The following is a 26,323-nucleotide window of genomic DNA, read 5'->3' on the forward strand; positions in this document are numbered from 1 at the left end:
CCTTACTCCTTGTCACTTTATCCTTGGAACTTGTCTTTTGTCCCTTAATTTTACCCGACTAAAGCTTCCGAAACCATTTCCTGAACTTCCTTTACCCGAACCTCTCCGCTAATCAGTTTGGGCAAGAGGGTATCTCGGAGCTGGGTGAGGGTTTGGTTTTCTATCGCATTTTTATTTATCTGTTCAAATAATGGTAAAGTAATCTGATGAAACTTTTCATTAATAGACTCCGTTGGAGTAACAACTTTTGAAGACTTAATCGCATCCGTAGATAAATTAACCTGAACCCCACTATTAGCTTGACTTCTTAATCTTTCGATATAGTCAAAACTATTTGTTAGCATAAAAATGAAAGGGTATCCTACATTTACCTTATTATTAATCCTCAATAAACCTACACGCTGATTAACAATGTATTTCTGGTTTTCATTCATTAGTGCGGTATGCCCTAGAATCGTCATATTATCTTTCATATCGGTCATACTCATAAGTATATCTCCGACTTTTAAAATATACTTATCTAAGCCTGTACAGTCATTTTTTCTCACCCAGCTTTTAGTTCCATTTGCTTTTAATCCTCCACCTTTCTGAATATGCCCCATTTTAAATACATGAAAACAATCATCTTCTGTATTTTTCAATAATTGCTTACTTTTAAAGGCATAGCCATTAGAAAAGTTAACTAACGAATCTAATCTTTTCACTTCCCAGCCCTCAGGAATCAAGCCTAGCTCAGAATCCACAAATTCTCCCTCCTGGAAAGGCCCAAAATCGACAAACCAATGCTTGTAGAGTGCCATGGCCATCTCTTCCAGGGTTTTGTTCATTTGCAGGTTCAGCTCTATTTTGTCGTCGAGAGCGGATAGTATGGAGGCTATTTGTTTTTGTTCTGTGAGGGGAGGAACTTTAAATTCAACTCTCTGAAAAGTCCCAAGATTAATGTTTTCTTGCACAGAACCTATCGAATGTGATTGTATTTGCTTCTTAAAGTATTGCATCAAATATTCTGCAAAATCAATATCACACAATGTTTCATCAGCAATAAAACCGATGATACTATCAGGAAAACAAGCAGGGTAATCTAATATTGCTGTTTCTGCAATATTAGCCGCGATAGTAATACACATTGTATTTTTAGGCCATAATTTACTTTGAGCCAATCCATCCTCTGAATATGTTTGAGTATGTTGGTTTAATCTATGATTTGAAACTTTTACATCACCCGTTTGAATAAATGGATATTCCCCACCATATAAGTGAGAAGCATCTCTAGGTCGATGCTTTGATTTTCCTCTAGCAATTGTCCCAAGTTCTGGGAGCTTATATGTTTTCCAATCTTCTCTCATGCCTACAGTTTATCGAAGTTAGCCACAATCTGTTTCTTAAGTTCTTCGCCTTTTTCGAACTGGGCTAGCAATTGTGTTTTTAAGCTTGCCATTTTGCTTTCGAAGGGGATACCGTCGTCCTCTTCGGCTTCGCTGCCTACGTAAATGCCGGGTGTTAGCTTGTAATCCTGCTGTTGCACTTCGGCTAAGGTGGCGGCTTTACAGAAGCCGGCTATGTCTTGGTACACTTCGGCTCCGCTCAGTGACCGCACTTTGGCTCCGCTCAGTGACCGCACTTCTTCACCGTTTGGTGATTGCATTTCTGTTTTTGGCTCAGTGAGCGCACTTCGACTCCGCTCAGTGACCGCTCCTGAAGCACGCCACGCATGGTAGGAGTTGGCTATTTTATGGATATCCTCGTCGGAGAAAACGCGCAGCTTTCGGCTGGCCATGGTCCCCATTTTTGAGGCATCAATAAACAGAATTTCCTTGTTTCGTTCGCGATGCGTGCCATCCCTGCCATCGCGGTTTTTGCTCAGAATAAACAAACAGGCCGGTATGCCGGTGGTTAAAAACAGCTTATCGGGCATGCGCACAATGGCATCTACCATGCTGCTGTCAACCATATGCTGGCGCACGTTTCGCTCTCCCTTGGTGTTCGAGGTCATGGCGCCGTTGGCCATAACCACTCCTGCTGTTCCGGTATCGCTTAAGTGGCTCCAAAAGGTTTGCATCCACATGTAGTTGGCGCTGCCATCGGTGGTGAACTCCTCCTTGGGGCCAAACAAGCGGGGATCGCCCTCGGGCAAATCTTCGGGATGCCAGTTGCTCACATTAAAGGGCGGGTTGGCAATAATATAATCGGCTTTCAGCTCCGGAAATTTATCAGCCAACAAGGAGTTACCCAGCTGAATATCGAAAGATAAATCGCGCAGCAAAAGGTTCATCAGGCACAAACGCAAGGTTTGGGCGGTCATCTCTTGTCCGTATATGGCAATGTCTTTTTTGTTGCCGCCGTGCTCTTTTATAAATTTAAGACTTTGCACAAACATACCGCCGCTGCCACAGGCTGGGTCGAATATACGCCCCTTGTAGGGCTCCAGCATCTCTACCAGCAGGCGCACAATGCTGCCGGGCGTAAAAAACTGTCCGGCACCCGAACCTTCGGCCATGGCAAAGCGGCCAATGTAAAATTCGTAGATACGGCCCAGAATATCGCTTTCGGGATTCTCCTTTTCGGAAAACTTAGGGTGCGACAGCAGGTTAATGATACCCCCTGTTTGCTTGGCCGACAGTTCGCTCTTCACAAAAATACGAGGCAGCAAATTCACCAACTGCCCATTGTGCGCGGTGAGTAAATCCTGCAGCACATCAAAGGCATCGTCTATCTTCACCTTTATGTCGTCCTGCCCGGCATTGTCTTTCAGGTATTGCCAGCTTGCGCTTTTGGGCACCACAAAGGTATTGCGCGAGCGGTATTCGTCGGGGTCGCCCAACACATAGGTCTTCTCTTCCTTATCGGTGGTGTAATAGTCCGACTTGGGGTCTTCCATCAGGCCTTCCAATTCGTCCTGAACAATATCGTATCGTTCGCTTAGGTGCTTTAAAAACACCAGGGGTAATATGTAGTTTTTATAGTTATTCTCCGATACGGCGCCTCTTAACTCGTTCGCTGCATTCCAGAGTTCCTTCTCAAAATCGATATCTGCTTTTGCCATCTAAATCTCTTATTCTTATATATCCTGAAAGCTGCTTGCCTTCTCTCCTATCTCCTGCTTCTCTCCTTTTCAGGATTGAAAGATCAAAAATAGGCTTTATATCTCGCTTTTTCAACATAAAAAAAGCTAATGATCTTTTGATTTATTTAAATGCTGATTTCGAATAAGATCAGAACAGCAAATGTAATCGGCATCTAAAAAAAAATTAAACTCTGACGGGTCTAAAGACTCCGTCAGGTTCCAAACTGAATATAACCTGACGGAGTACGAAGCACCTGTCAGGTTCCAAACTAAATAAAACCTGTCAGAGTACGAAGTACCTGACAGAGTTAATGCCAAAAGCTAAATGCATCAAAATACTGATTTCGAATAAGATCAGAACAGCAAATGTAATCGGCATCTAAAAAAAATTAAACTCTGACGGGTCTAAAGACTCCGTCAGGTTCCAAACTGAATATAACCTGACGGAGAACGAAGCACCTGTCAGGTTCCAAACTAAATAAAACCTGTCAGAGTACGAAGTACCTGACAGAGTTAATGCCAAAAGCTAAATGCATCAAAATACTGATTTCGAATAAGATCAGAACAGCAAATGTAATCGGCATCTAAAAAAAAATTAAACTCTGACGGGTCTAAAGACTCCGTCAGGTTTTGTGTTTTTACCTTTCCCACTTCTGCTGATATGGCGACTTATCAGATGAATAATCCAGATGATGAAAATTCATCTGATAAACTGCAACAACCCCCTAAGTCCCCTAAAGGAAATCCTTATAAATGCAATTCAGAAGCCCCTTCAGGGGTTTGGGGTAAATGGATGATGAAAAAACACCCTAGAGACAATCAAAAGGCCATAATCTGATGTTTAGAGTTTTTTAACAATATTATTGATAATCTTTATTTTCAGGCATAATAACCACTAAATACTAAAAGTTATCGAATAGTTAGATTGATCCACATGATCGGTCTGTATAAGGTTAAAGGTATTTTACTATATTTACTACAATTTGTAAAATTACATATTTTACAAACTCACAAACGAATCGAAATAACAATCACTAAAAACATTTAACATGAAAAGAAACATTGCCTATTTCTTTCTTGTGGCTCTATTCGCTGTATTTACGGCTTGTGCCCCTAAGGAGAAATTTCAATCAGGAGAAAAGTACCATGGATTTACTCTGGTTGAGAACAGATTTGTGGAAGAAGTAAATGCCAACTGTTTGTTGTTTAAGCATGACAAAAGTGGCGCTAGATTACTGAAAATTGCAGCCGCCGATCCGAATAAGTTGTTTAATATTGCCTTTAAAACAACCCCTCAAAACGATTGTGGTACACCTCATATTATGGAGCACTCTGTTTTGAATGGCTCGAAAAATTTTCCTGTAAAAAGTCCTTTCGACATTTTGATAAAAGGTTCCTTAAATACCTTTTTAAATGCCATGACAGGTTCTGATTTTACAACCTACCCGGTAGCAAGTATGAACGATAAGGATTATTTCAACCTGATGCATGTTTATCTTGATGCTGTTTTTAATCCAAATCTTCGTACCGACCCTAAAATTCTTCAGCAAGAAGGCTGGCATCATGAATTGGCAAGCAAAGACGATGAAGTGGTCTATAAAGGTGTCGTTTATAATGAAATGAAAGGAGCCTTCTCAAATCCAAACAGAGAATTGGGTTACCAAGTTAATAAGATTCTTTTCCCGGATAATACCTACGGTGTTTCATCAGGAGGATACCCTAAAGCGATTCCTCAGCTAAGTCAGGAAGCTTTTGTAGACTTTCATAAAAAGTATTACCACCCAGGTAACAGCTACATTTTATTATATGGTAATGGCGATTTAGATAAAGAACTTCAGTTTATCGATACTGAGTATTTATCGAATTACGATTTATCAACTGAAAAAGTGGAAATTCCTTTGCAAAAGCCATTTGATAAAATGAAGGAAGCTGAGAAAACCTATGCAGTATCTGATGGGGCCTCAACAAAAGATCAAACTTTCTTAAATATAAGTTTTGTAGCTGGCGAAGGTACCGATATCGCTTTAGGATTAACTTTCGATGTTTTAGCTGACGCACTGGTTAATCACGAATCAGCTCCCTTACGCTTAGCTTTACAAGAAGCTGGAATTGGTCGCGACGTGAGTGCTTATTATAATTCTGCAAAACAGGGTGTTTTCGACATTACAGTAGAAAATGCGAACCCTGAGGATAAAGACAGATTCAAAGAGATCGTTTTTTCTACGATGAAAACAGTTGCAGAAAAAGGTTTTGATAAAACAATGGTTGAAGGCATTCTAAATCGTATGGAATTCAACATGAAAGAAGGCAATACACCACAGAAAGGGATGATGTATTTATTCCAATCTTATCAAAGCTGGATGTTTGCTAATGATCCATTCATTGGTTTAGAATATAATAAACCATTGGAAGAAGCTAAAAAAGCGCTTACTACCAATATTCTCGAAACAACCACAACCAAATATTTGACAAACAACCCTCATGCTTTATTAATGGTTTTAAAACCAGAACCTGGTTTGCAAGCTAAACTAACTGAGGAAACAAAAGCGGAACTCAAAGCATTTCAAGATGGTTTAAGTGATGAGGAAAAAGAGAGCTTGATTACTCAAACTAAAGAATTGATTGCTTACCAGAAAAGGGAGGATACACCTGAAGCGATGGCTACTATTCCAATGCTTGAATTGGCAGATATCACAAGCGATATTGAATGGTTTGGAATCGATAAGAAGTCTATTGCTGACGTAGAGGTTTTACACCACAATACGTTCACAAACAATATCCTATACAGTAACTTGTATTTTGACATCCGCACCTTACCTAAAGATCTAATTCCGTATGCAGAACTCTTGTCTTCCTTCTTAGGCAAACTGAACACGGAAAATTACACTTACGGTGAACTGGATAATGCATTGAATATTCAAACAGGTGGTTTCAACACATACACAACCACTTTCCTTGAAGAACATTCTGACGATAAGATGATTCCTAAATTTGCAGTTTATACCAAAGCGACAGCTGCAAAGGCTGGAAAAATGTTTGAATTGGCTAATGAGGTGATTAATCATTCGAAACTAAACGATAAAGATCGTTTGAAAGAACTACTGACTCGTCATCAATCCAGAGTTGACTCTGATATTAAAAATAACGGTTTAAATTACGCCATGACCCGCCTTCGTTCGTATTACTCTAAATATGGAGCTTACAGCGAGGAAACCAGCGGATTGGATTATTATCGTTTTGTTACTGATTTATCAGATCATTTCGATGCTAAAAGTGACGAGCTTATTGCCAATCTTGAAAAAACAGCAAGTTTACTTTTTGCCAAAGAAAATATGATTGGTTCTGTTACCTGTGACGAGAAAGACTTTATGGCCTATACAACAGGAATGCAAAACTTTGCAGGCAAGTTAAAAGAAGGACCTGTTAGTCTAAATAATTGGAAATTTGACTTTAAAAAGAAAAACGAAGGTTTAAAGACGGCCTCGAAAGTACAATATGTAGTTAAAGGTTACGACTTAAAAAAGCTTGGATACGATTACAACGGTAAAATGAGAGTTCTAAACCAGGTACTTTCAACCGACTGGCTTCAAAAGCAGATACGTGTCATTGGGGGTGCTTATGGTGGTTTTGCAGGAATCTCAAATAGTGGCAATGTTTATTTTGCTTCTTACCGTGATCCTAATTTATCAGAAACTATCGATAATTATAACAAAACGCCAGAATATCTGGAAAAGTTTGATGCCGATGCAAAAGAAATGACTCGTTATATTATTGGTACTATTTCACGAATGGATGGCCCTATGACAGCTTCACAAAGAGGAAATCGTGCGATTAAATATTACTTCGAGAAAACAACAGCCGAAGAGCTAAAAGCTGAACGAGCAGCCGTTTTATCAACAACACCAGCAGATATTAAAGAAATGAAAAAAATGGTGGAAGACATTTTGGCACAGGATGCTATTTGTGTGTATGGTAACGAAGACAAAGTAACCGAAAATGCGAAACTGTTTGGCAAAGTTATTAGCCTTACAGAATAAGTCATTGTTTATAATAAAAAAATAATAAAGGAGCCTATATGGCTCCTTTATTTTTGTTTAAACCTCAGTCTTTAAAATAAATCCAAAGCCAATAGCGTCCTAAATAAATTGGCGCTTCGCCCAAACCCGACTTCATTTTTTGGCTTGATCCAAAAAACGAAGCAAAAAAGATCAAGGCTGCTTTTTAAATATCTTTCTTATTTGCCTCATGCTTAAGTGCGGCCGGGTGATTTTCGAACAAGTTCTCAACTTCCCGGTCTTACTAAAGCTTTCGTTAAACGAAAAAGATTTAAAAGAGATGCCCTATTTCCTTGATCTCAAAAAAGAACCCTTTGTTCCTATTTTGAGCTTAATTGTGAGAATAGTAATGAAATACAAGGCACTAACAAAAATGTTTAGGACAGGATTGATCCAAAGCCTTTATTACAGCAAATTTACAATCTGAATTAATAGTAAATTCATCTAAAAAAATCTGCAAGCCTCCTTCTCTTATTGTATCTTTAATGGGAATCAACACATTCTAACCTCTAAAAAGAAAATGTAATGAGACAGTTATTAACATGGGCATGCTGCATATTCCTTATTATCCCATTGAAAGCACAAGAAGTACCCGCCGTTTATTCCAATATAGGTACCGATGAAAATGGCATCTACTTACAATTGGAAAACAAAAGAATTTATGCTGTCCCTCCTAATGACATGTTTCACTTTAGCGATTTATATTCGAACGTAACTGGCACACAAAAAGGATTGGATATCGATTTTAAATTCCCTGAGCTAAATGGGACGCTCTATTATGGTTTCATCAATTATAAGGACGGTCGTTTCCCTCAGCCTGTTTATTTTAGAGAAAGCGCTCCTATCATCAATGGGAAAACAAACATTCCTATCGCATCCAGACTATCGGGCAGGTACGATATGATTGGCTGGGAGAAATCTGGTCAAGGTGTTTTGGGTTACCGTATCGTCAATAAGGATGGAACCATCCTTTATGACGGGAAAGTCGCCTTTACCCATAAAGATGACTTATTTACAGCTGTTCCAACCCTTATCGAAGGTCCTTTTATTAATAAATTAACGGATAAAGAACTTGTCATTTCTTTCACAACTTCACAAAAAATAAAAGCAAGCATTGTTGTCAATGGCAAAACATATCATGATAAAAAAGCAAGCTTACAACACGAAATAAAAATAAATAAACTGACAGCGAAAACAACTTATCCATACACCCTTAAGATAGATAAACTTAGCTTCAACTTTAAGTTCGAGACGGCTCCAAAACCTGGTGATAGAAAAAGATTCACTTTTGCTTATGGTAGTGATTCAAGAGCAGGTCAAGGCGGTGGTGAAAGAAACATTTTTGGAACCAATGCTTATATTATGAAACGCATTGCTTCGCTGGCTAAGGCGGAAGATGCCAAATTTGTACAATTCACGGGTGATTTAATCGATGGTTATGAAGTGAGTAAAGAGAGAATGAATCTTCAATATGCTAATTGGAAGCATGCCGTTGAGCCTTATTGGCATTATATCCCTTTTTATGCTGGTTTTGGGAATCATGAGGCCTATTCCTATCTCTTTAATGATACGGTGTCTAATTATAGCTATATGATTGATCATTTCCCATTTGCAGATGATTCTGGGGAGTCTATCTTTCAAGATAACTTTGTATTGCCAGAAAATGGTCCCCAAAGTGAGGATGGATCAATTTATGACCCTAATCCTTCAATAATGGACTTTCCCTCCTATAAAGAATCAGTTTATTGGTATAGCTATGATAATATCGCTATGGTGGTTTTAAACTCCGACTATTTTTATGCCCCACAAGGCCTACATCTTGCTAGCGGAAACTTGCACGCCTTTATCATGGATAACCAGCTAAAATGGCTTGAAAAAACGCTTAAACAGCTTGAAAAGAATGAGACCATCGATCATATTTTTATTAGTCTGCACACGCCTTTTTTTCCCAATGGTGGTCATGTAAAGGATGATATGTGGTATAGTGGTGATAATCGTTACAGAGCCATGGTCGCTGGGAAAGGCTATATTGAAGGTATTATTCAGCGAAGAGACCAACTTTTGGATCTTATCGTGAACAAAAGCAATAAAACGGTTGCTGCCCTTACGGGTGACGAGCACAATTACAATATGCTGACCATTAACGAAGATATGCCTCGTTATCCTGAGAATTACCCACACGATAAGCTAAAACTGAAGCGAACATTCTATCAAATCAATAATGGTGCTGCAGGTGCCCCATACTATGCACAGGAAAAGACAGCCTGGATGATGAACCTACGGAACTTCTCTACTCAAAATGCCCTTGTACTTATTGACGTGGATGGTTCAAGCGTTCATGTTCGAGTAAAAAATCCGGATACCTTGGAACTGATTGATGCATATACTCTTCGAAAATAGTATCCCTGACTTTAGAGGGGACTAGGATCTGAAATTTGGCTTTAGTTAATTGATGTTTTAATATATATCAGAAGGCAAATTAACTGTTTTAGGATGACACCATTCAATATCTATCCCAAGTAAAATATGTGCAAAGCGCTGGATCTCACAGGCCGTTTCAAGTTCCATTCACCTTATTGTCAACACAATAATTCTTTCTTTCTTTTTATTTATAAGTCATCATAAAAAGTATTTAAAAATATAAAAATCCTGAATTTGGAATTCTTATATTGCATTGGGTTTATTATGAATAACAAAGATTTGAAACACATGATATCTGACAAAGAGAAAAATCTAACAACCAATCACATAAAAACTTTAGAGGTTTTAAATAAACATTTAGATGACTATCTAAACCTATTGGAACAAAGCCTGACAAAGGATAGACTTTCTCAGCTTATTCTAAAAGATTTTATGGAAGTCAGCAATTTCTTTATCACGATAGGCGATCAGGAATACAACAAAGTACAAACTGGCAAAAATTTCGACTTCACCACAATACACAGCTTACACTATCTGTTATCTGAATCATTTAAGGATACGATGTTGATACATCGCGATGTGCTATTGCAGCTTCAAATTTCACAAAATAAGAAACAAGAATCGTTGGTTGATGATAAGGCAATACAGCATCACTTAAAAGAATCCAAAGCAATTTTAGAAAAAGCAATCCATTCCTTTATTCAGAAAATCAGTGAAGAACAAAATTCGATTCAGCAAACAGATAAAAAAAGGAAGAAGCTTGTTTCCAAAGCCAAACACCAGCAAAACCCTTGGGAAGTCTACAAAAATCAATTTCTAACCATACAAAACCAAGCAAAAGATATTGAAAAATCGGCTTATACTTTAGCGGATATCATCCTTGTTTTTAGGGATATTAAAAACCATACCCAAACCATTTGTACAACGCTTATCAGTGAACTTGAGAGTTCAAAACAAACTATAATAAGGGTCATGGATTCAGTCCAGAACTTGGATGAACCTGTTAAAACCTCAGAAACCATTTCACTAATTGAGAAGATATTAGATGATTTAGATTTAAAAAATCCACAACAGGAAACCTATGCCTTTGATATTGAATTAAAAATTGCATTACTTAAAGAAAATAGCATTCCTGTTGCAAGCGAAGATGGTTTACTTCTCATCAAAAAAATAGACTTTAATAAATCGGCTAAAAAGTGGCTGAACTATATGCTACTCCCCGATCTGATCGAACTGTGGCAGAACAGAGCAAATTTGGTCGCTTTTTATAAGCATAGCTTACACAATTTAAAAAGCAGTTTAACCTTACTTAAAAATAACAATACGCTTGAAACCTTGCCTTCTCAGGTGCAAAGCATCCAAAATTTGTTGCTCTCGGCCGACACAAATGAAAAGCTGCAAAGGAAGATAATTGGTGAAGTACAAAAAAAATTCAGTACAGATTTCTTAGTCACAAATATTTATGATACCGAAGATTTTTTAAAAGTTTCTTTGCAATCATCAATGACCCAGCTCACATCTTCAAAAAATAAATTCTTAATCGACGTCGATAGAAAAATTCAAAACATCCTTTCTTTTTTCAGTACAAAATATGAAATCAGCACAGCTGATAATCCTTTTAAGAAATTAGAGGCATCATCAAAATGCATTGAATACAGAACATTTAAAGCATCAAACATCCATTACGATACTCTTTTTTTAAATAAGAATTTTATTGGCGATTTGTTCCTGGTTCCCCGCGAAACCGAAAAACAAAAACTACAGGAAAGTTTAAATCTATGGGAAAAAGGACATAATAAAGCGGCACTAGTAGTAGGAAATAATTTAAGTGGAAAATCCACCTTTATAGAAAGTGTGGCAAAAGATCATTTCGATAAACAAAGTATTGTTCTCGAAATAGACAGTACGATTTCCGTTGAAGGAAGAAAATTTACGACCACAAAAAACCTTGCAGAAGCTCTTCAGCACATTAAGAAACACACCTATAATTTCCGCCCTTTATTGGTCATTGATAATCTGGAATTATGGAGAGACAAAAATCACAGTTTATTGGATAATGTAAGAGCCGCCATAGAGTTCATAGAATCAGAATCGGATCAGGTTTTCGTTATCATGACGACTTCAAGTGCCATGCAGTCTCATTTGGACAGAAGGCTTCCTTTTTCTCATTCGTTTAGCTCCATTATCGATGTTAATAAAGCCAAAATAGATGAAATACATAAAGCCATCTTATTGCGACATGGTGCCTCTCACCGAAGTCTGGTTACAGAAAAAGGGCTCCCCTTGCACAATAAACAACTGGAGTTATATGTCCAAAAATTGTGTAAAAATTACGACTACAATATGGGCGAAGTCTTGCAAGCATGGACATATGCAATCACTACTACTGACGACAATAGAGTTGTTTATCAGGAAAAGGAATATGAATTTGAAGATTTTTTCACCACCGAAGAAGTAATTATTCTCAAATATGTTTTGTTATACAAACACATTAATGAAATTGTATTAAAAAACTTTTTGGGCAAACGATACGACAGCTCATATAAATCCGGATTAAAACGTTTAATTAACACCAAAGTTTTTCTGCGAAACCCTGAAGGAAATCTGGTTTTAAATCCAGTATTATACCACAACATTCGTGAAATTTTAAAATACAAAGGAGTACTCAACTAAATGGAAAATATCGAAACACTATACACATGGAGCGGCCTACTAGGTCTTATTGTACTGCTATTAGTCATCTATTGGATACTAAAACTAATAACATACATTGGAGAGCGATTTGCTAAAAAGAACGTCACCAATAAAAAAATAATAAGCTTTTTAAGAAAAAGTCAGTTGTTTTATAAACCCGCTGCATTATCGTTTTTATTGCTTGATTTTATATCGATCAATTACATTACACACAGTATTCTATTGGTTTTTATAAGTCTTTTTGGTTTTTACTATATCAAAAACTACGTGAGCGGCATTTTTTTCAAGGCAAACCCCTTGGTAAGCAAAGACGCATTTATCACGATAGGAGATTTTAAAGGCGAAGTTAAGAATCTTCAATCCTTCGGTTTAATTATCAATGCTGAATCAGGAGAACGATTTATTAATTACACAGAGATTGAAAATTTAGGGTTTGCAATCAACTCAAATGTGAACACCAAATTAAGGCAAACTCTTTACCTGAAAACAGAACTAACAAAAGAGCAGGTTTTAAATCTGATTTTCGACAATCCTATTTTAGATTTCGGACAAAAACCCAGCATCAAGAACAGTGAAACTCCTCAGGTATATAAATTTCAGTATACACTTGAAAATGGTGCTGCCACCGAAGATTTAACAGCCTTTTTACAGGAAATACAGATTGAAACAAGTACAACCAACAATTTTAAGTAAGCAACATGGAAATCATTTCATCTTATAATTTGATTATTGAAGTATCTATAATCATTATTTTATCCTTTTTATTCAATGGATTATCCAGAAAAACCAATATCCCTGCCGTATTGATGCTCATCGTACTTGGGGTTGGTTGCCAATACATCCTAAAATATTTCAATGCAACATCATTAAATTTCTTTCCCATTCTGGAAGTTCTGGGAATTATCGGATTAATTATGATTGTGCTGGAAGCGGCCCTGGAACTAGAACTGAAAAGAGAGAAATTGATCCCCATCCTAAAATCATTTAGCGTAGCCTTAAGCGGCCTGATTTTATCTACATGGGCAGTTGTGTTGATTCTTTACAATTTCATACCCGGAATGACCATGCAATCGGCCTGGCTATACGCAACTCCCTTGTCTATACTATCCAGTGCCATTATCATACCAAGCGTATCAGGTTTAAATGCAAGCAAAAAAGAATTTCACATCTACGAAAGTACTTTTTCGGATATCATGGGCATTATGATGTTCTATTTTTTAACCGGAAAATTAAATCCTGCCGAAGACAGCGGTGTAACCGGTTTTGCAGGAAATATAATACTCACCATTATTATCTCTCTGATAGCCAGTTATGCAATCATTTTAATTTTCCAACGCATCAAAAGTCAGGTAAAGCTATTTTTACTAATAGCGGTATTGTTATTACTATATGCACTTGGTAAAAAAATGCACCTCTCTTCGCTTATTATCATTCTGATATTCGGCTTAGTAATAGCGAATATGAAACTTTTTTTCAAAGGCAAACTTTCAAAATTAATTGATTTCGATAAAGCACATCATATCTATCATGAGTTACACACGATTACAGCAGAAACAGCCTTTGTTGTCCGAACCTTTTTCTTTGTGATTTTTGGTCTTTCTATAGCTGTTTCCTCTTTACTAAGCCTAAACGTGACTCTGATTAGTTTCCTGATTCTTGTTTCGATTTATACGATACGATACATGACACTTCGTATTTTTGCCGGAAAAGATATCATACCGCAATTGTTCATTGCTCCTCGTGGTTTAATTACCGTTCTTCTCTTTTACAGCATACCTACCGAAGCCCAAATTGTAGGATTTGAGCCAGGAATATTGCTTTGTGTAATTATTGGAACCAGTTTAATTATGACTTTCGCAATGATTTACGACAAGTACAGAAACTCAATAGCACTAAATATGGCCTCAGATAGAAAAGTAGAAAGTGTAAAATGGAAAGCTCCAAGCATCGATGAGTTATAGGAGGCTAAAGTTTCTTGTTAATTAAACATCTATAACATTCTTATTTACAAAACGACTAATCATTAAGCATTAGTCGTTTTGTTATTTAAAAATTGTTCTATAACTTATTCCTTCAATCAGATTAATATACTACGACTGACAAAATTCACATAATAAACTTACTGAAGCGAACATTCTATCAAATAAATAATGATCCCGCTGGTGAGCCAAACTTGTACAAGAAAAAGACAAAATGGATGATGAACCTAGGAAACTTCACTTCTCAAAATGTCATTGTCCTTATTGATGTGGATGATGATTAAGTATGAGTAATGCCTCCTGATACCCTTAAATTGATAGATGAATACACCTAAAAAAGATATTACTATTTCTCTAAAACCTGTTCCTAATTCTCCCCCTTTAGTGGAGATATCCGAAGGATAGAGAGGTGTAAACTAAGAAACCAAAATAACTCAGGCTCATGAGATTTGCCGCAAACTTACTCCTGATACTTTGCTTGCAGATACCTCTTTCTGCTCAGGAGAGCGATATGCAGACGTTAATCGATACGATTTGTATACAAGATGCACTATTCGAATCGGATGAGCTGTTTGAAATATGCCTCAATGGCAATATTCGTGAACTCTTTAAGGATAGACGTGATGATGCTAGCTACCACCCTATCTTATTGACCTATAAACTTGCCAGTGGTAAAATCGATAGCTTAAATATTCGTGTGAAAACACGAGGCAATTTTCGACGTAAGCGAGAAAATTGCAAAACACCTCCTCTACTGCTTAATTTTGATTCGGTACAGATCCAATCAAACGATCTCTTTGCAGGCCAAGGGAAAATCAAGCTGGTCACCCCCTGTGTTGATCACAAATATGTGCTACGAGAATACCTGATCTATAAAGTTTATCAATTGATTAGTGCAAACAGTTTTAATGTCAGATTAGTAAAGCTTTGTTTTGAAGATGCTGTAAAAGGAAAAATGATGGTAGACCAATATAGCATCCTTCTAGAAAACCAAAATATTTTAGCAAATAGATTAAGATCACAGCTTTTCAAACGGGTTAATACCAAACCCCAAAGAACCATCAAACAAGAATTTCTAAATATGGCAGTTTTTCAATACCTGATAGGCAATACCGATTGGTCCATTCAATACCGTCACAACATCAAATTAATTCATATAAAGGATAAAAATGGTCTTATTTCAATCCCCTACGATTTTGATCATGCAGGTCTTGTGAATGCCCCATATGCTAAACCAGCCGAGGAACTTCAAATGAATACCGTCAGACAAAGACGCTACAGAGGCTACTGTATAGAAGATATGAGAGAATTTCAGCCTACTTTCGACCTTTTCAATAGTTTAAAGGCAGATATCTATGCCATTTATACCAACAATTTTCTGCTTGAGGAAAGCTATCTCAAACAAACACTAAAATACTTAGATGAGTTTTACCAAACAATTAATAATCCAAAGATGGCGGCTAAAGCTTTTCAATACCCTTGCGACCCAAGAGGAACTGGAAATGTTGTTATTAAAGGATTAAAGTAAATAAGGATAACGTGATAAGGTCAGAATAAAGAGAATGAATGGCAAATGGATTAAGTAGCTATGAACTTCTTTCTATTCAACAAGGTCTGTTTAAATATTTCCTTGCGTCTTATTACCATTTCATCAGAATAAACATGGGTCATTAAGTTTTGAAATTCATCTTCTAATTCCTCAACACTAAAGTTTTTAGGCTGATAGGTGACATCGAATAAGGTACACTTATCCCAATAATCAGTCAATAATCGCCCCTCATTTTTTAGTTGCTGATACAAATCAGTACATGGAAAAGCGGTCAGAATTGTAATTTGCACATCCGATAAATGACTCTCCCTTATAAACTGTTCAGTCTCTCTGAAGGTTTCTTTCGTATCGGAGTCGAATCCCAATACAAAACAACCATTTACCGTTATTCCATATGACTGTATCTTATCAATGGCCTTCGAATAATTTTTAAATTGCTTAGACTTCCATCCTCCATCTAAGCCCTTGATACTATCAAAATTAACTGATTCCAAACCAATTAAGACTTGCATACAATTTGATTTAGCCAATAACTCTAAGAGTTCATCATCGCAAGCAATAGAAATATCCGTTTCGGTAAACCATTTCATCTTATAATTAGTAAATAGTCTGAGAAGATCCTTAGACCACTCTTTATCCACAAAGGTATTGTCATCAGCTAATTCTATAAAAGGATTATCCCATATCTCAAAGATCTTATCCAGTTCCTTTTTGATTAATTTAATAGGTTTCTTTTTATAATCACTAATAGTTCTTGATGCAGCACAAAAATGACAATCGTGTGGACAGCCTCTGGTTGTTTGAATGGTTAACCGGTTATAATTGCTTATATCCAGCAAATCATAAGCTGGAACCTTTGAATCCTCAAGATGAAAAGCCATTTTCGGTTCGGTCAAAGAGCTATATAAAGCTTTTAATGTGTTCGATTCATAATCCTTAAGTAATATTTTCCAAAGCATTTCGCATTCACCTTGAACGACCGCATCGGCATGAGCAATAGCCTCATCCGGCAATGCTGAAACGTGTAAACCTCCCATAACGACCGTTACACCCTGTTTTCTGAACTGTGCTGCAAGCTCGTAGGTTTCATTAATTCTTGAAGTTAAAGCAGAAAAAGCGACAATATTGGGTTTCTCATTCAGTATATCTGCGATATCATCATCAGTGTAAGCATCCAGCTCTCTATAAATCACCTCCCAGGCATCTGGTGTATGGGCGGCAAGAGTTAAAAGCCCCAAACTTGGTAAACTTGCAATTACACGGCTTCGATCAACAAAACCTGGCAGAGTTAATCCAGTCTTGAGTAATTTCTCATTGAATACCCTGACACCACTCATTGAAACTAAAATGACCTTATATTCTTTTTTCATGGTATAAAATATTAAAGGAAGATCGCAACGTCCTATAAAGTTAAAGCATTTTAGACAAAACTTTTGAACAATAGATGAAATACAAGCATTAAAAGACCTATCAGTCAATTATTTATAATTACTCTGAATTATGTAGAAATAAGGAAAAAAAATACAAGTTCCGTAACTTTATAAATAGCATTTAATGGTTAAATCATAAAATCATGAGCAGAATATCTTATTACAAGGGCTTGTTTTTAGTAGCGGCAATTTATGATCTCATTTTAGGTCTAGTCTTCTTATTTTTTTCTCGATGGGCCTTCAAATTAATTGGTATTTCTGACAAATTACCTGAGTTTATAGGCTATTTGAGTTTAATTGGGGCCTTCCTTCTAGTTATTGGACTGGCCTACTTCCTAATATACAAAGGTGATTTGCAAAAAAACATTGACCTTATATTAGTGGGGTTAATGTACAAACTCGCTTATTGCTCAATTGCCTTTTTTTATGCTTTAGTGGGTAATATACCTCACTTTATCTTTTTTGCTCTCTTTGGCATTCTTGATTTAATCATGCTGATACTCATGTTAGAATGCTATATGTGGGTAAGCAAAAATCGATGAATATCACCAAATTCCTAAATCTAATACGATGAGTGAAATCAACTTATATGCAGCATGGATTGGCATGTTGCTTGGCGGTATTTTTGGTGCCATACAGGGCCTTTTCTTTCACAAAGAAGTATGGTTGGGTGGCTATGGATCCTGGCAAAGAAGAATGATGCGTCTGGGTCACATATCTTTTTTCGGCATTGCCTTTATCAATATCGCTTTTGTTTTTACGGTAAAGAGCTTAGGCATAGAACAGGAAGTTGCCCTACCCTCAGCTCTCTTTATAATTGGAGCGATTGGCATGCCTCTAATTTGCTATTTATCTGCTTTTAAGAAACCAGTCAGACATCTTTTCTTTATTCCAGCTCTTTCTGTTATTGGGGGGATAGCACACCTGATTTGGACAATGAGTACTCACAATGTATTTTAAATGAAGCTAATCATATTACAACTACGAACAAAGCCTTTCAATACCCTTATGTACAGGTGGTAGATTAAAAGAAATCATTCTCCATAGAACCAAAAAGGGTCAGACTAAAAAGTCCAACCCTCTAAATTTTATTGATTTAGTTTATGAGATACGGTCTCTTTTATAAAAGATCACGACCACAAATAAACCTTTCAAACAACTATTTTGACTTATGTCTAAAATCTATTTTTTGAACGTTTTTAGCAATTTCGATTCTATTATAAATGGACTCAATAATTAAGTCATACAATTTATCTTTTAAGACCAAATCCTCAACATCGACATCAACATTAGGATTATCATTGACTTCGACGACATAGACTTTACCATCTATCATCTTTAAATCAACACCATATAAGCCATCGCCTATTAAAGATGAGGCTTTTAAAGCTGTCTGCACTACAATCTCAGGAACTGATTCGATACTGAGCGTTTCAGAGTCACCAGAATGATCTTCCTCTTCACCTTTCCAATTATAAATTTGCCAATGATCTTTAGACATATAGTATTTACAAGCAAACAAAGGGGTATTATCAATTATTCCAATTCTCCAATCGAATTCAGAGTATAGAAATTCCTGACAAACAAGCATATCTGAAATTTTAAACAGATCATTAATTGCAGCTAGAGCCTCAATTTCATTTACCACCTTAATTACTCCAAGAGAAAAAGCACTATCAGGCTGTTTGAGAACCAAAGGATAATTCATTTGCTTCAGAACCTTTTTATCAAATAAATTTTTAGTGAAAATATTTGTTTCAGGTGTTAGAATTTTGTGCTTTTTAAAAATTTCATTCTGATATATCTTATTAGAACATCGTAAAATAGACCATGGATCATCTAAAACCACAAGACCTTCAGCATAGGCCATTCTGGAAAATTCGTAGGTGTGATTATTGACACAGGTTGTTTCTCGAATAAACAGAGCATCAAATTCATTGATTTTATCAATATCCTTTTTTGTAATAAACTCTAAGTACAATCCTTTTCGATTGGCAGCACTTTTAAACTTCTCCAATGCTTTAGGGCAGGAAGGTGAATTGGTTTCCTTAGGATCTACAAGTACTGCTATATCATACTTATAATTAACCAACTTTGTATTGTTAAACCTTTTCTTATTGAAGTACTTTTCTGCGAATTCGTAAACACAATTTAAGTCAGATTCAGGTACCTTATTTAAGGTTAATACCTTTAATTTTTTAATCATCCATTTTTCATCATGCTTAATGAAATCGACTTTAAAAAGTGGCGCTTCAAATAATTGATGGAGTTTTGATGCTAAAGAATTATAACCTTTAATATTCGTTTGCCCAAAATAAATATTTAAAGAGAACGCATTTCCCTTCTCTTTATACAATGAACTATTAATATGTTCTTCAATATCATAAGCTGCAGAATGAATCACGTTTAATATTCCAAAATCACGTATCGTTATGGTACTTGGTATAATGCGCTGTCCACGTGCCGATGCAAGTAAAGAAACGTAATAACCATAGCTTTGATATTTATAAGAACTGCATAGATTAAAAATTCTAAAATCCGTATTTGTTTGATAAATTGGGTTATTAATATATTCTTTAACAGAAATGATCTTTGCATTTATATCTGTAAATGCCCATTTGTAAGGCTGATTAATAACAATAATATTACTTGTCTTTTTTGAACAAGAAATAGCTTTAGCATTGAACTCCATTTTTAAAGCATCTTCTCCTTCACAATAATAATCTTTTACCATTCCCAAAGTATAAAATCCTTTAGTTTTGTACCAGTCTATTAATGTGGTGTTTTTAGCACTTACCTCGATCAATATTTTTCCATACTGATGTCGATTTGCAAATTCATAAACATGTTTAAGCAAATAATCTCCATAGCCCTTCTTTTGAAATGAAGAGGCTATTGCAATCGAGTATATGCGTAACGACTTGCTGTACTTAAATAAAACTAAAGCACCAATAGGAGTATTACTTCCATCTTTCGTTGCGGCAATTAAAACTTCTTGAAAATCACTTTCAATACTGTGTTTTATACTCTGTTTGGTACTTCTTTGAAAAGCAGGAAAAGACTCCTTTTCTAATTTTAACAAAAAACCAATATCCTCAACACTGGCTTTTCTTATCTCAATATCTATTTTCTTCATCTGAGATTCAAAAACACTTATTAACACCCATATGTTTATATTCTAAAATTATAATTACTAACACAAATTAAAGAATAAAACATATTCCTTTTTCATTCTGTAAAAAATAAATTTGTATGATCATAAATATTATTTCCATTTTCATCATACAAAGCTACTAGCTTTAATTTCAACGCTTCATATATGACCATAACCCATGAAAATAGAACAAATGAGGAGCTAATTGCGCTCCAGTAACTTATTGAACTAAATAAAAAAAGCCGAATCTGAAAATAACTTTCCAGATTCGACTTCATATTTAAATATCTATTCTTTCTTATTTTAAGTACTCCTTAATTTAAGACACATTAAATCCTTATTTTCTAAGTGCAGGCGTTGAGAACGGTGGTGGCGTAATCTTTCTCTTTGTTTTCGGCAAAAGAGAAAGTACTTCCTTAACAGCACGCTCTAACTGAGGATCGATGCCCTTGTTTAAGGATTTAGCATCCTGACGAACATCAATCGTTGGTGAGATACCTTTATTCTCGCCAACCCATTCGTTTTTGTTCGGATCAAATACCGCATTATCAGGAGCTGTTAAGGCACCGCCATCAACCAATCTGTAGTGGATTGACGATTTTACCAAACCACCCCAGGTGCGTGCGCCAACCACAGGACCAATTTTCTGATGCTTGAATACCCAAGGGAAAAAGTCACCTCCCGATCCTGCAAGTTCATTGATAATTAAAACCTTTGGACCAACAATTCCAGCAGGCAGACGAATCGGATCACCATTTGGAACCTCATTGGTCAAACAAGCTCTTGTCTCACGTTTCATCAGATCAACCATATAATCATCCAGAAGACCACCGCCATTGAAACGCTCATCTATAACGGCCCCTTCTTTATCTTGCTGAGCAAAATAGTAGCGATTGAAAGATATAAATCCGTTGTTTGAGGTATTCGGAACCCAAATATAAGCCAGGCGTCCACCAGAAAGCTTATCAACCAAACGGCGGTTATCTTCAACCCATGCGCGTTGACGAAGTGCTCTTTCGCTACTTATAGGCTTCACGGTAATTTTCCAGGCCCCTTTAAAATCAGACTTGTTGTTGATATGAAGAACCGTTTGCTGACCAGCTGTACCATCTAAGGCCATATAAGGATCTTGCTTATTACTAATCTCCTTACCATTAATTCCCACAATATAATTACCCTGCTCTACTTTCATTCCGGGACGATCCAAAGGACTCGACAAATCAGGATTCCAGCTCTCAGAGGTATAAATACGTTGAATTTTCCAATGTTTACCGTCAGCCTTTAAGTCAGCTCCTAATAGACCAACCGACGGACGATCGGTCTTAGGAAAATCACCACCAAAAACAAAACTATGCCCTACCGACAGTTCACCATTCACCTGATCGAGCACATAATTTAAATCGCTGCGATGCTTAATATATGGCACAAGAGGCGTATAACGCTTGTAGACCTCATCCCAGTCTCTTCCATGCATATTTGGATCATAAAAGTAATCGCGTTGGTATCGCCATGCTTCTTCAAACATCTGATTCCATTCTGCCATTCGATCGAGCTGTGTTTTTAAGTTGATCTTAAGAACTTTGGCACTTTTCGTATTCGCCCCTTTGGTTCCAATCACTTTCCATGAGGCTCCCATTTTTGCCAACATCTGATTCCCGTCAGCAGAAATCGAAACACTTCCAACTCCAGAAGCAAACTCTTTAGCTTCTCTTTCCTTCAAATCGAATTTGTGAAGAATAGAACCTTTTCCTTTAGGATTCGCTTCGGCAATAAATACAATGCCTTTAGGTCCTGCTATCATATAACGATACTTCCCTTTTTCCATAGGCAAAGGAATAATTCTGCGCTCGATACCATCAAAATCGATCTGCATCAGGCTATCGGCTTTTTCCTTGGCTTTCTTCTCTTTATCATCCTTCTTTTTATCCTTAGCATCCTTTTTATCTTCTTTCTTAGGCGCTTTTTCTTCATCACTTCTAGGCTCAAAAGGCGAAGCATCTTTCTTAAGCAGATTAACCACATAAGCCTCGTAATTAGGTGCTTTTGCTCCCATTACCGAGGTATTCACATAACCCGATAGCAATGCCAAATCGGTACTTGCCAGAAAATACAGATGATGCGTGTCGGCATCCCAGGCAGGTGAAAAAGCATCAGCCAATTCGTTGGTAATGGGGCGGACTCTATCGTCAGCCATCGACCAAACACAAACACGTCGGAAATTGTTGGCTCCCGATTTGGCATAGGCCAGCCATTTAGAATCCTTCGACCAGCTTAGACCTAAATCGCCACGTTCAAAGTTATTGCCCCCCACATCAATAGTTTTAATGCTTTTGGCTTCAATATCAATCAAACGAATACGAACATCGTCATCTGTGAAAACGATATACTTGCCATCGGGCGACCAAGCTGGCTCCCAGGCCATTTTCGATTCTTTAATTGATATCGCTTCAGGCTCCGATAAACCATCCTGATTAGCAAGCATCAATTGATAGCCTTTTCCATTTATATCAGAAAACCAGGCAATTTTATCACCTTTAGGTGACCAAATTGGAGCTCGATCGGCTGCTGCTGAATTATTGGTTATGTTTCTCGCATCGCCATGCTCAACCGGAACCGTAAAGACTTCACCACGAGCCGACATAATTGCTCGCTTTCCTGTTGGAGATAAGGATGCCGAACGAACGCTGGAACTCACATCTTCCCACTTGGTCCTTGCCCAAGGGAAATCGCCGCTAAGCTCTAGTTCAAGCTGTGTTATTTTTCCTGAAACTAAATCATAAGTATGCAAATAGCCCTCTCTTTCGAAAACAAGCTTTTCTTTATTACCTGAAAGGGATTTGATATCAATATCTTTGAATTTCGTGATTTGCTTTAAATCATTGGATTGGGTATCATACATCCAAATATTCATAGCCCAATCTCTGTCCGAAAGAAAATAAATTTTATCACCTATCCATACAGGCTGAACATCAATCGTTGATTCATTAGGAAGTAATTTCTCACTTGAATCCTCAAGGTTCAGAATAATCAACGGGGTATTTTGTCCGCCACGGTAAGCACGCCATTCCCTATCCCAACGACGAACCTTATCAATAACAATCTGCTTACCATCAGCAGCAAAGGAAGCTTTCGTTCCCCATTGCGCATTCAGCATGGTTGAGACACCGCCCTCACGTGATACGGTCCATAAACGATCGTAATTGCTTGGTGCTGTTTCACGAGTTGAAGCATACAAAACTCGTTTCCCATCAGGTGTCCAGCCACGTACATTCGATGCTGCAGGATACCAGGTCAATTGCTTAACTTCGCCCCCCGTAACAGGAACCGTATAAACGGCATCCACACCCGAACGATTGGATGTAAAAGCAATAGTTTGACCATCAGGAGAAAAATAGGGATCGCTTTCAACAGCTGGCGTACTGGTTAAACGTAAGGTATGGGTGCCATTGAGATCGGATACCCATAAATCGCCTGCATAGGTATAGGCAATGTGTGTTTCAGATAGTGTTGGCTGACGCAAAAGGCGCGTACCCTGCGCCTGGACATAAGCCGACAACAATATAAAACAGACAAGAAACAGACTCAGTTTCTTCAAATAATTGTTAGTCATATCAATCAATTTTGGTTTGTATAATACTTTATAATCAAAAATATCTATTAGACAATAAAAATTTGCTTTTGCTTACAATCAGAAACCCAAATTAGACTAATTATTCCAACATTTCAATTCTATTCTATATCCAATATGTCTGACTCGTTATACACCATAAATTGCAGGCTTATCACCATTATGAATCCTCATCCAAAAAAATAGAGTCACAATAATTGCAACTCTATTCCTAATTTTTTCAAACTTCGCCTAAGCCTTGATATCCAAATCTGGTAAAAGCTTTGACTTAAAAAAATCGTCGTAATATTCAACCAGATTATCTTCTATGGCTATTATTGATGCAATATAGATTTATAGCTTTTCAAATGTACTTTTATTATATGCTTCCGGAGAACAGGCTGATCAATAGCCCCGACTTATCTTTCCATCAAGCTGAGTCTTTCCTCTCTACGGAAGATGAGTTTGGCCGAAGGTGTTAGGCCTATCTCCAATTCGATTTCCTCCAGATTGATTTGATCAATACTAATTTCATTCTTTATATCAGCAGCCTTGAATAAGCCAATCAGAATAAAATTTAGGAATTTGTTTTTCTTGGTTTTAAGCAGAATACTTTCACGTTCTTCTTTACCGATGAGCTTTATCTGTTTAAAGCGTGCAAATAAACGTGGCAGAAGTGCAATGTCCACATCCAGGCGGACAAGTATGAATCCTGCTTCTTCAATATCAGGTAAAGCCTCGTTTAAATTCTGTATACCATTCTTTAATTTATCCTTACCCGCACTCTTGATACTCGTCCATATTTCAGAACCCTTTTTCTTTGCATCCCCTAATAAATCATCCAGTCCATTTCCCATAATTAGTTTACTTTATTTTGTTAATAACACGATACTTTCGAACAAAGTTTCAACAACCATTAAGTTTGGTTTTTATTCTATCTTTTTATCACCTTCCTCTTTCTCTTCTGCATAAAATAAACAAACCAACTTACCATACATACCAGTAGAATTAACCCTAGAATAGGATTACCGTCTAATAATCTAGCTCTTTTTTCTGCTGTTATTAAACTCACAATTGCAATTATCGTCATTAATAAGGGGTGCCATAAATTTCCTTTCATAATTAAGTATACTTATTAGTTAATTTCACGCCGATGAGTGGTAAAGATTCTGATAAGTTCCTTTGTACTAAGCCTTGTTTTATCAGTTAGAGTTTTGAATCACCTCAATGGCTTTTTCAAGGATTAAATCTTTACCCTCTTCCATTGATTTTTCCGTATTTGTAATAGCAATATCCGGAGCAATGCCCCGATCTTCAATTAGCTGATGCATGGCTGTTGTTGCCTGCCAGCTCGACACACGATATTTCCAACCGTTGGGTAATGAAAACTCCTTCGGATTAGCTGTAGCCCCTCGTGTTGTATCACCAATGAGGGTCGTATTGGGCAATACCATCATCATACTAACAAAGCCTTCACCCGAGCTTACAACAAAACGGTTGGTTAAAACCGTGATGGGTTTATTAAAGGTAATCGGATTATCAGGAGTCAATCTACGTTCATACCATTCTCCAAAATCATCTCTCCCTGCTCCGTTTCTAACACGCACATAGCCATGAACAACATTTTTATGTGTCAGTCGGTTTACAAATTTCTTAGCAATGCCATCATTCCCCCCATTATTATCTCGGAGGTCAAGAATTAAGCCATCTTTCGAGGGCAAATCCTCTAATACTGAATTCAGCGGATCAAAATCGCCTGTTGGGATTAGGTTTTTCACTCTCAGATAAGCAATATTGGTATTTTCAATATCACCAATGGTCAGCGTTGGGGTGTTGACACGAACGGATGTCATATACCTGTTTGCATTTGCCGGTGAATTTCGATCAAACAAATCGCTATTCGAGTACCTGTGCGTTTTCGTATCGGTAATTAAGCGAACATGAATATCCTTAAGCGAAAAGATGATATCGGCGAGTAAGCTTTCAAATTCGGTAGAAGTCGTTTGCGGCTTTATTTTGCTCTTACTCTCATCGTAAACAGCATCCCAATCGACTTGTTTCAGGCTGAAGTAGGAATAGGTTTGATCAAAATTATTCCAAAACTGTTCAAAATTGCTTTCATATTCCGATTTAATAGTTGGCTCATCCTTTTCCTTTTGGCAACTAATAATGCCGATAAAAAGGAATACAATAAAGTATTTGTAATATATTTTCATCTTGGTTTAAGTGATTCTTTTTGTTAGCGTAAGATTATATTATGGGATAATCGTTTTAAGGAATTCGATACAATTCCGATTCGTTTTTGATATTTGTATGCTCAATCTCTTTTAATCTAAAATCCTTATACTTTGCTTGCAAATAGGGTCTCCT

General features: G+C 36.9%; 15 protein-coding genes. 8 read left to right on the plus strand and 7 right to left on the minus strand.

Going from position 1 to position 26,323, the window contains the following annotated elements; all coding sequences use genetic code 11:
- Positions 1 to 50: 50 nt before the first annotated feature.
- Positions 51 to 1,346 carry a restriction endonuclease subunit S gene (locus tag DWB61_RS05955; RefSeq protein ID WP_125029985.1) on the minus strand — a complete coding sequence of 432 codons (1,296 nt, stop codon included), beginning with the start codon at positions 1,344 to 1,346 and terminating at the stop codon, positions 51 to 53.
- A gap of 2 nt (positions 1,347 to 1,348) precedes the next feature.
- Positions 1,349 to 3,043 carry a type I restriction-modification system subunit M gene (locus DWB61_RS05960; RefSeq protein WP_125029986.1) on the minus strand — a complete coding sequence of 565 codons (1,695 nt, stop codon included), beginning with the start codon at positions 3,041 to 3,043 and terminating at the stop codon, positions 1,349 to 1,351.
- 1,070 nt (positions 3,044 to 4,113) lie between these two features.
- Here DWB61_RS05960 and DWB61_RS05965 point away from each other — a divergent pair.
- The 6 genes from DWB61_RS05965 to DWB61_RS05990 all read left to right on the plus strand — a co-directional run bounded on the left by DWB61_RS05965 (position 4,114) and on the right by DWB61_RS05990 (position 15,741).
- The gene (locus tag DWB61_RS05965) at positions 4,114 to 7,101 is read left to right on the plus strand and encodes an insulinase family protein (RefSeq protein WP_125029987.1); all 2,988 of its coding nucleotides are present in this window, start codon (positions 4,114 to 4,116) and stop codon (positions 7,099 to 7,101) included.
- A 543-nt stretch (positions 7,102 to 7,644) separates the two neighbouring features.
- Positions 7,645 to 9,519 (plus strand): metallophosphoesterase family protein, encoded by a 1,875-nt coding sequence (locus DWB61_RS05970; RefSeq protein WP_125029988.1) that lies wholly within the window; start codon positions 7,645 to 7,647, stop codon positions 9,517 to 9,519.
- Between the two features lie 285 nt (positions 9,520 to 9,804).
- Complete coding sequence (locus DWB61_RS05975; protein ID WP_148095935.1) at positions 9,805 to 12,213, plus strand: P-loop NTPase family protein; 2,409 nt, start codon at positions 9,805 to 9,807, stop codon at positions 12,211 to 12,213.
- Positions 12,214 to 12,927 carry a hypothetical protein gene (locus tag DWB61_RS05980; RefSeq protein WP_125029990.1) on the plus strand — a complete coding sequence of 238 codons (714 nt, stop codon included), beginning with the start codon at positions 12,214 to 12,216 and terminating at the stop codon, positions 12,925 to 12,927. It begins immediately after the preceding gene.
- A gap of 5 nt (positions 12,928 to 12,932) precedes the next feature.
- Entirely contained in the window at positions 12,933 to 14,195 is a 1,263-nt protein-coding gene (locus DWB61_RS05985) for a cation:proton antiporter domain-containing protein (RefSeq protein ID WP_125029991.1), read from the plus strand.
- Between the two features lie 460 nt (positions 14,196 to 14,655).
- A complete protein-coding gene (locus DWB61_RS05990) occupies positions 14,656 to 15,741 on the plus strand; it encodes a hypothetical protein (protein ID WP_125029992.1) in 1,086 nt (361 codons plus the stop codon).
- A gap of 50 nt (positions 15,742 to 15,791) precedes the next feature.
- Here the strand turns inward: DWB61_RS05990 and DWB61_RS05995 are convergent, their stop codons facing one another.
- Positions 15,792 to 17,132 (minus strand): B12-binding domain-containing radical SAM protein, encoded by a 1,341-nt coding sequence (locus tag DWB61_RS05995; RefSeq protein ID WP_125029993.1) that lies wholly within the window; start codon positions 17,130 to 17,132, stop codon positions 15,792 to 15,794.
- Positions 17,133 to 17,335: 203 nt separating this feature from the next.
- Between DWB61_RS05995 and DWB61_RS06000 the strand changes: the two genes are divergently transcribed.
- Positions 17,336 to 17,734, plus strand: a complete 399-nt coding sequence (locus tag DWB61_RS06000; protein WP_125029994.1) for a hypothetical protein — start codon at positions 17,336 to 17,338, stop codon at positions 17,732 to 17,734.
- A gap of 28 nt (positions 17,735 to 17,762) precedes the next feature.
- On the plus strand, positions 17,763 to 18,152 hold the full coding sequence (locus DWB61_RS06005; protein WP_125029995.1) for a hypothetical protein: 390 nt from the start codon (positions 17,763 to 17,765) through the stop codon (positions 18,150 to 18,152).
- 199 nt (positions 18,153 to 18,351) lie between these two features.
- Here the strand turns inward: DWB61_RS06005 and DWB61_RS06010 are convergent, their stop codons facing one another.
- The 4 genes from DWB61_RS06010 to DWB61_RS06025 all read right to left on the minus strand — a co-directional run bounded on the left by DWB61_RS06010 (position 18,352) and on the right by DWB61_RS06025 (position 26,169).
- Positions 18,352 to 20,328, minus strand: a complete 1,977-nt coding sequence (locus DWB61_RS06010) for a GNAT family N-acetyltransferase (protein WP_156190160.1) — start codon at positions 20,326 to 20,328, stop codon at positions 18,352 to 18,354.
- Between the two features lie 355 nt (positions 20,329 to 20,683).
- Complete coding sequence (locus tag DWB61_RS06015) at positions 20,684 to 23,956, minus strand: S41 family peptidase (protein WP_125029996.1); 3,273 nt, start codon at positions 23,954 to 23,956, stop codon at positions 20,684 to 20,686.
- A gap of 416 nt (positions 23,957 to 24,372) precedes the next feature.
- Positions 24,373 to 24,810: a hypothetical protein gene (locus DWB61_RS06020; RefSeq protein WP_125029997.1), complete on the minus strand. Its 438-nt coding sequence runs from the start codon at positions 24,808 to 24,810 to the stop codon at positions 24,373 to 24,375.
- 345 nt (positions 24,811 to 25,155) lie between these two features.
- The gene (locus DWB61_RS06025) at positions 25,156 to 26,169 is read right to left on the minus strand and encodes a S41 family peptidase (RefSeq protein WP_125029998.1); all 1,014 of its coding nucleotides are present in this window, start codon (positions 26,167 to 26,169) and stop codon (positions 25,156 to 25,158) included.
- Positions 26,170 to 26,323: the final 154 nt, after the last annotated feature.

The organism is Ancylomarina euxina, assembly GCF_003863355.1.
GTDB lineage: Bacteria > Bacteroidota > Bacteroidia > Bacteroidales > Marinifilaceae > Ancylomarina > Ancylomarina euxinus.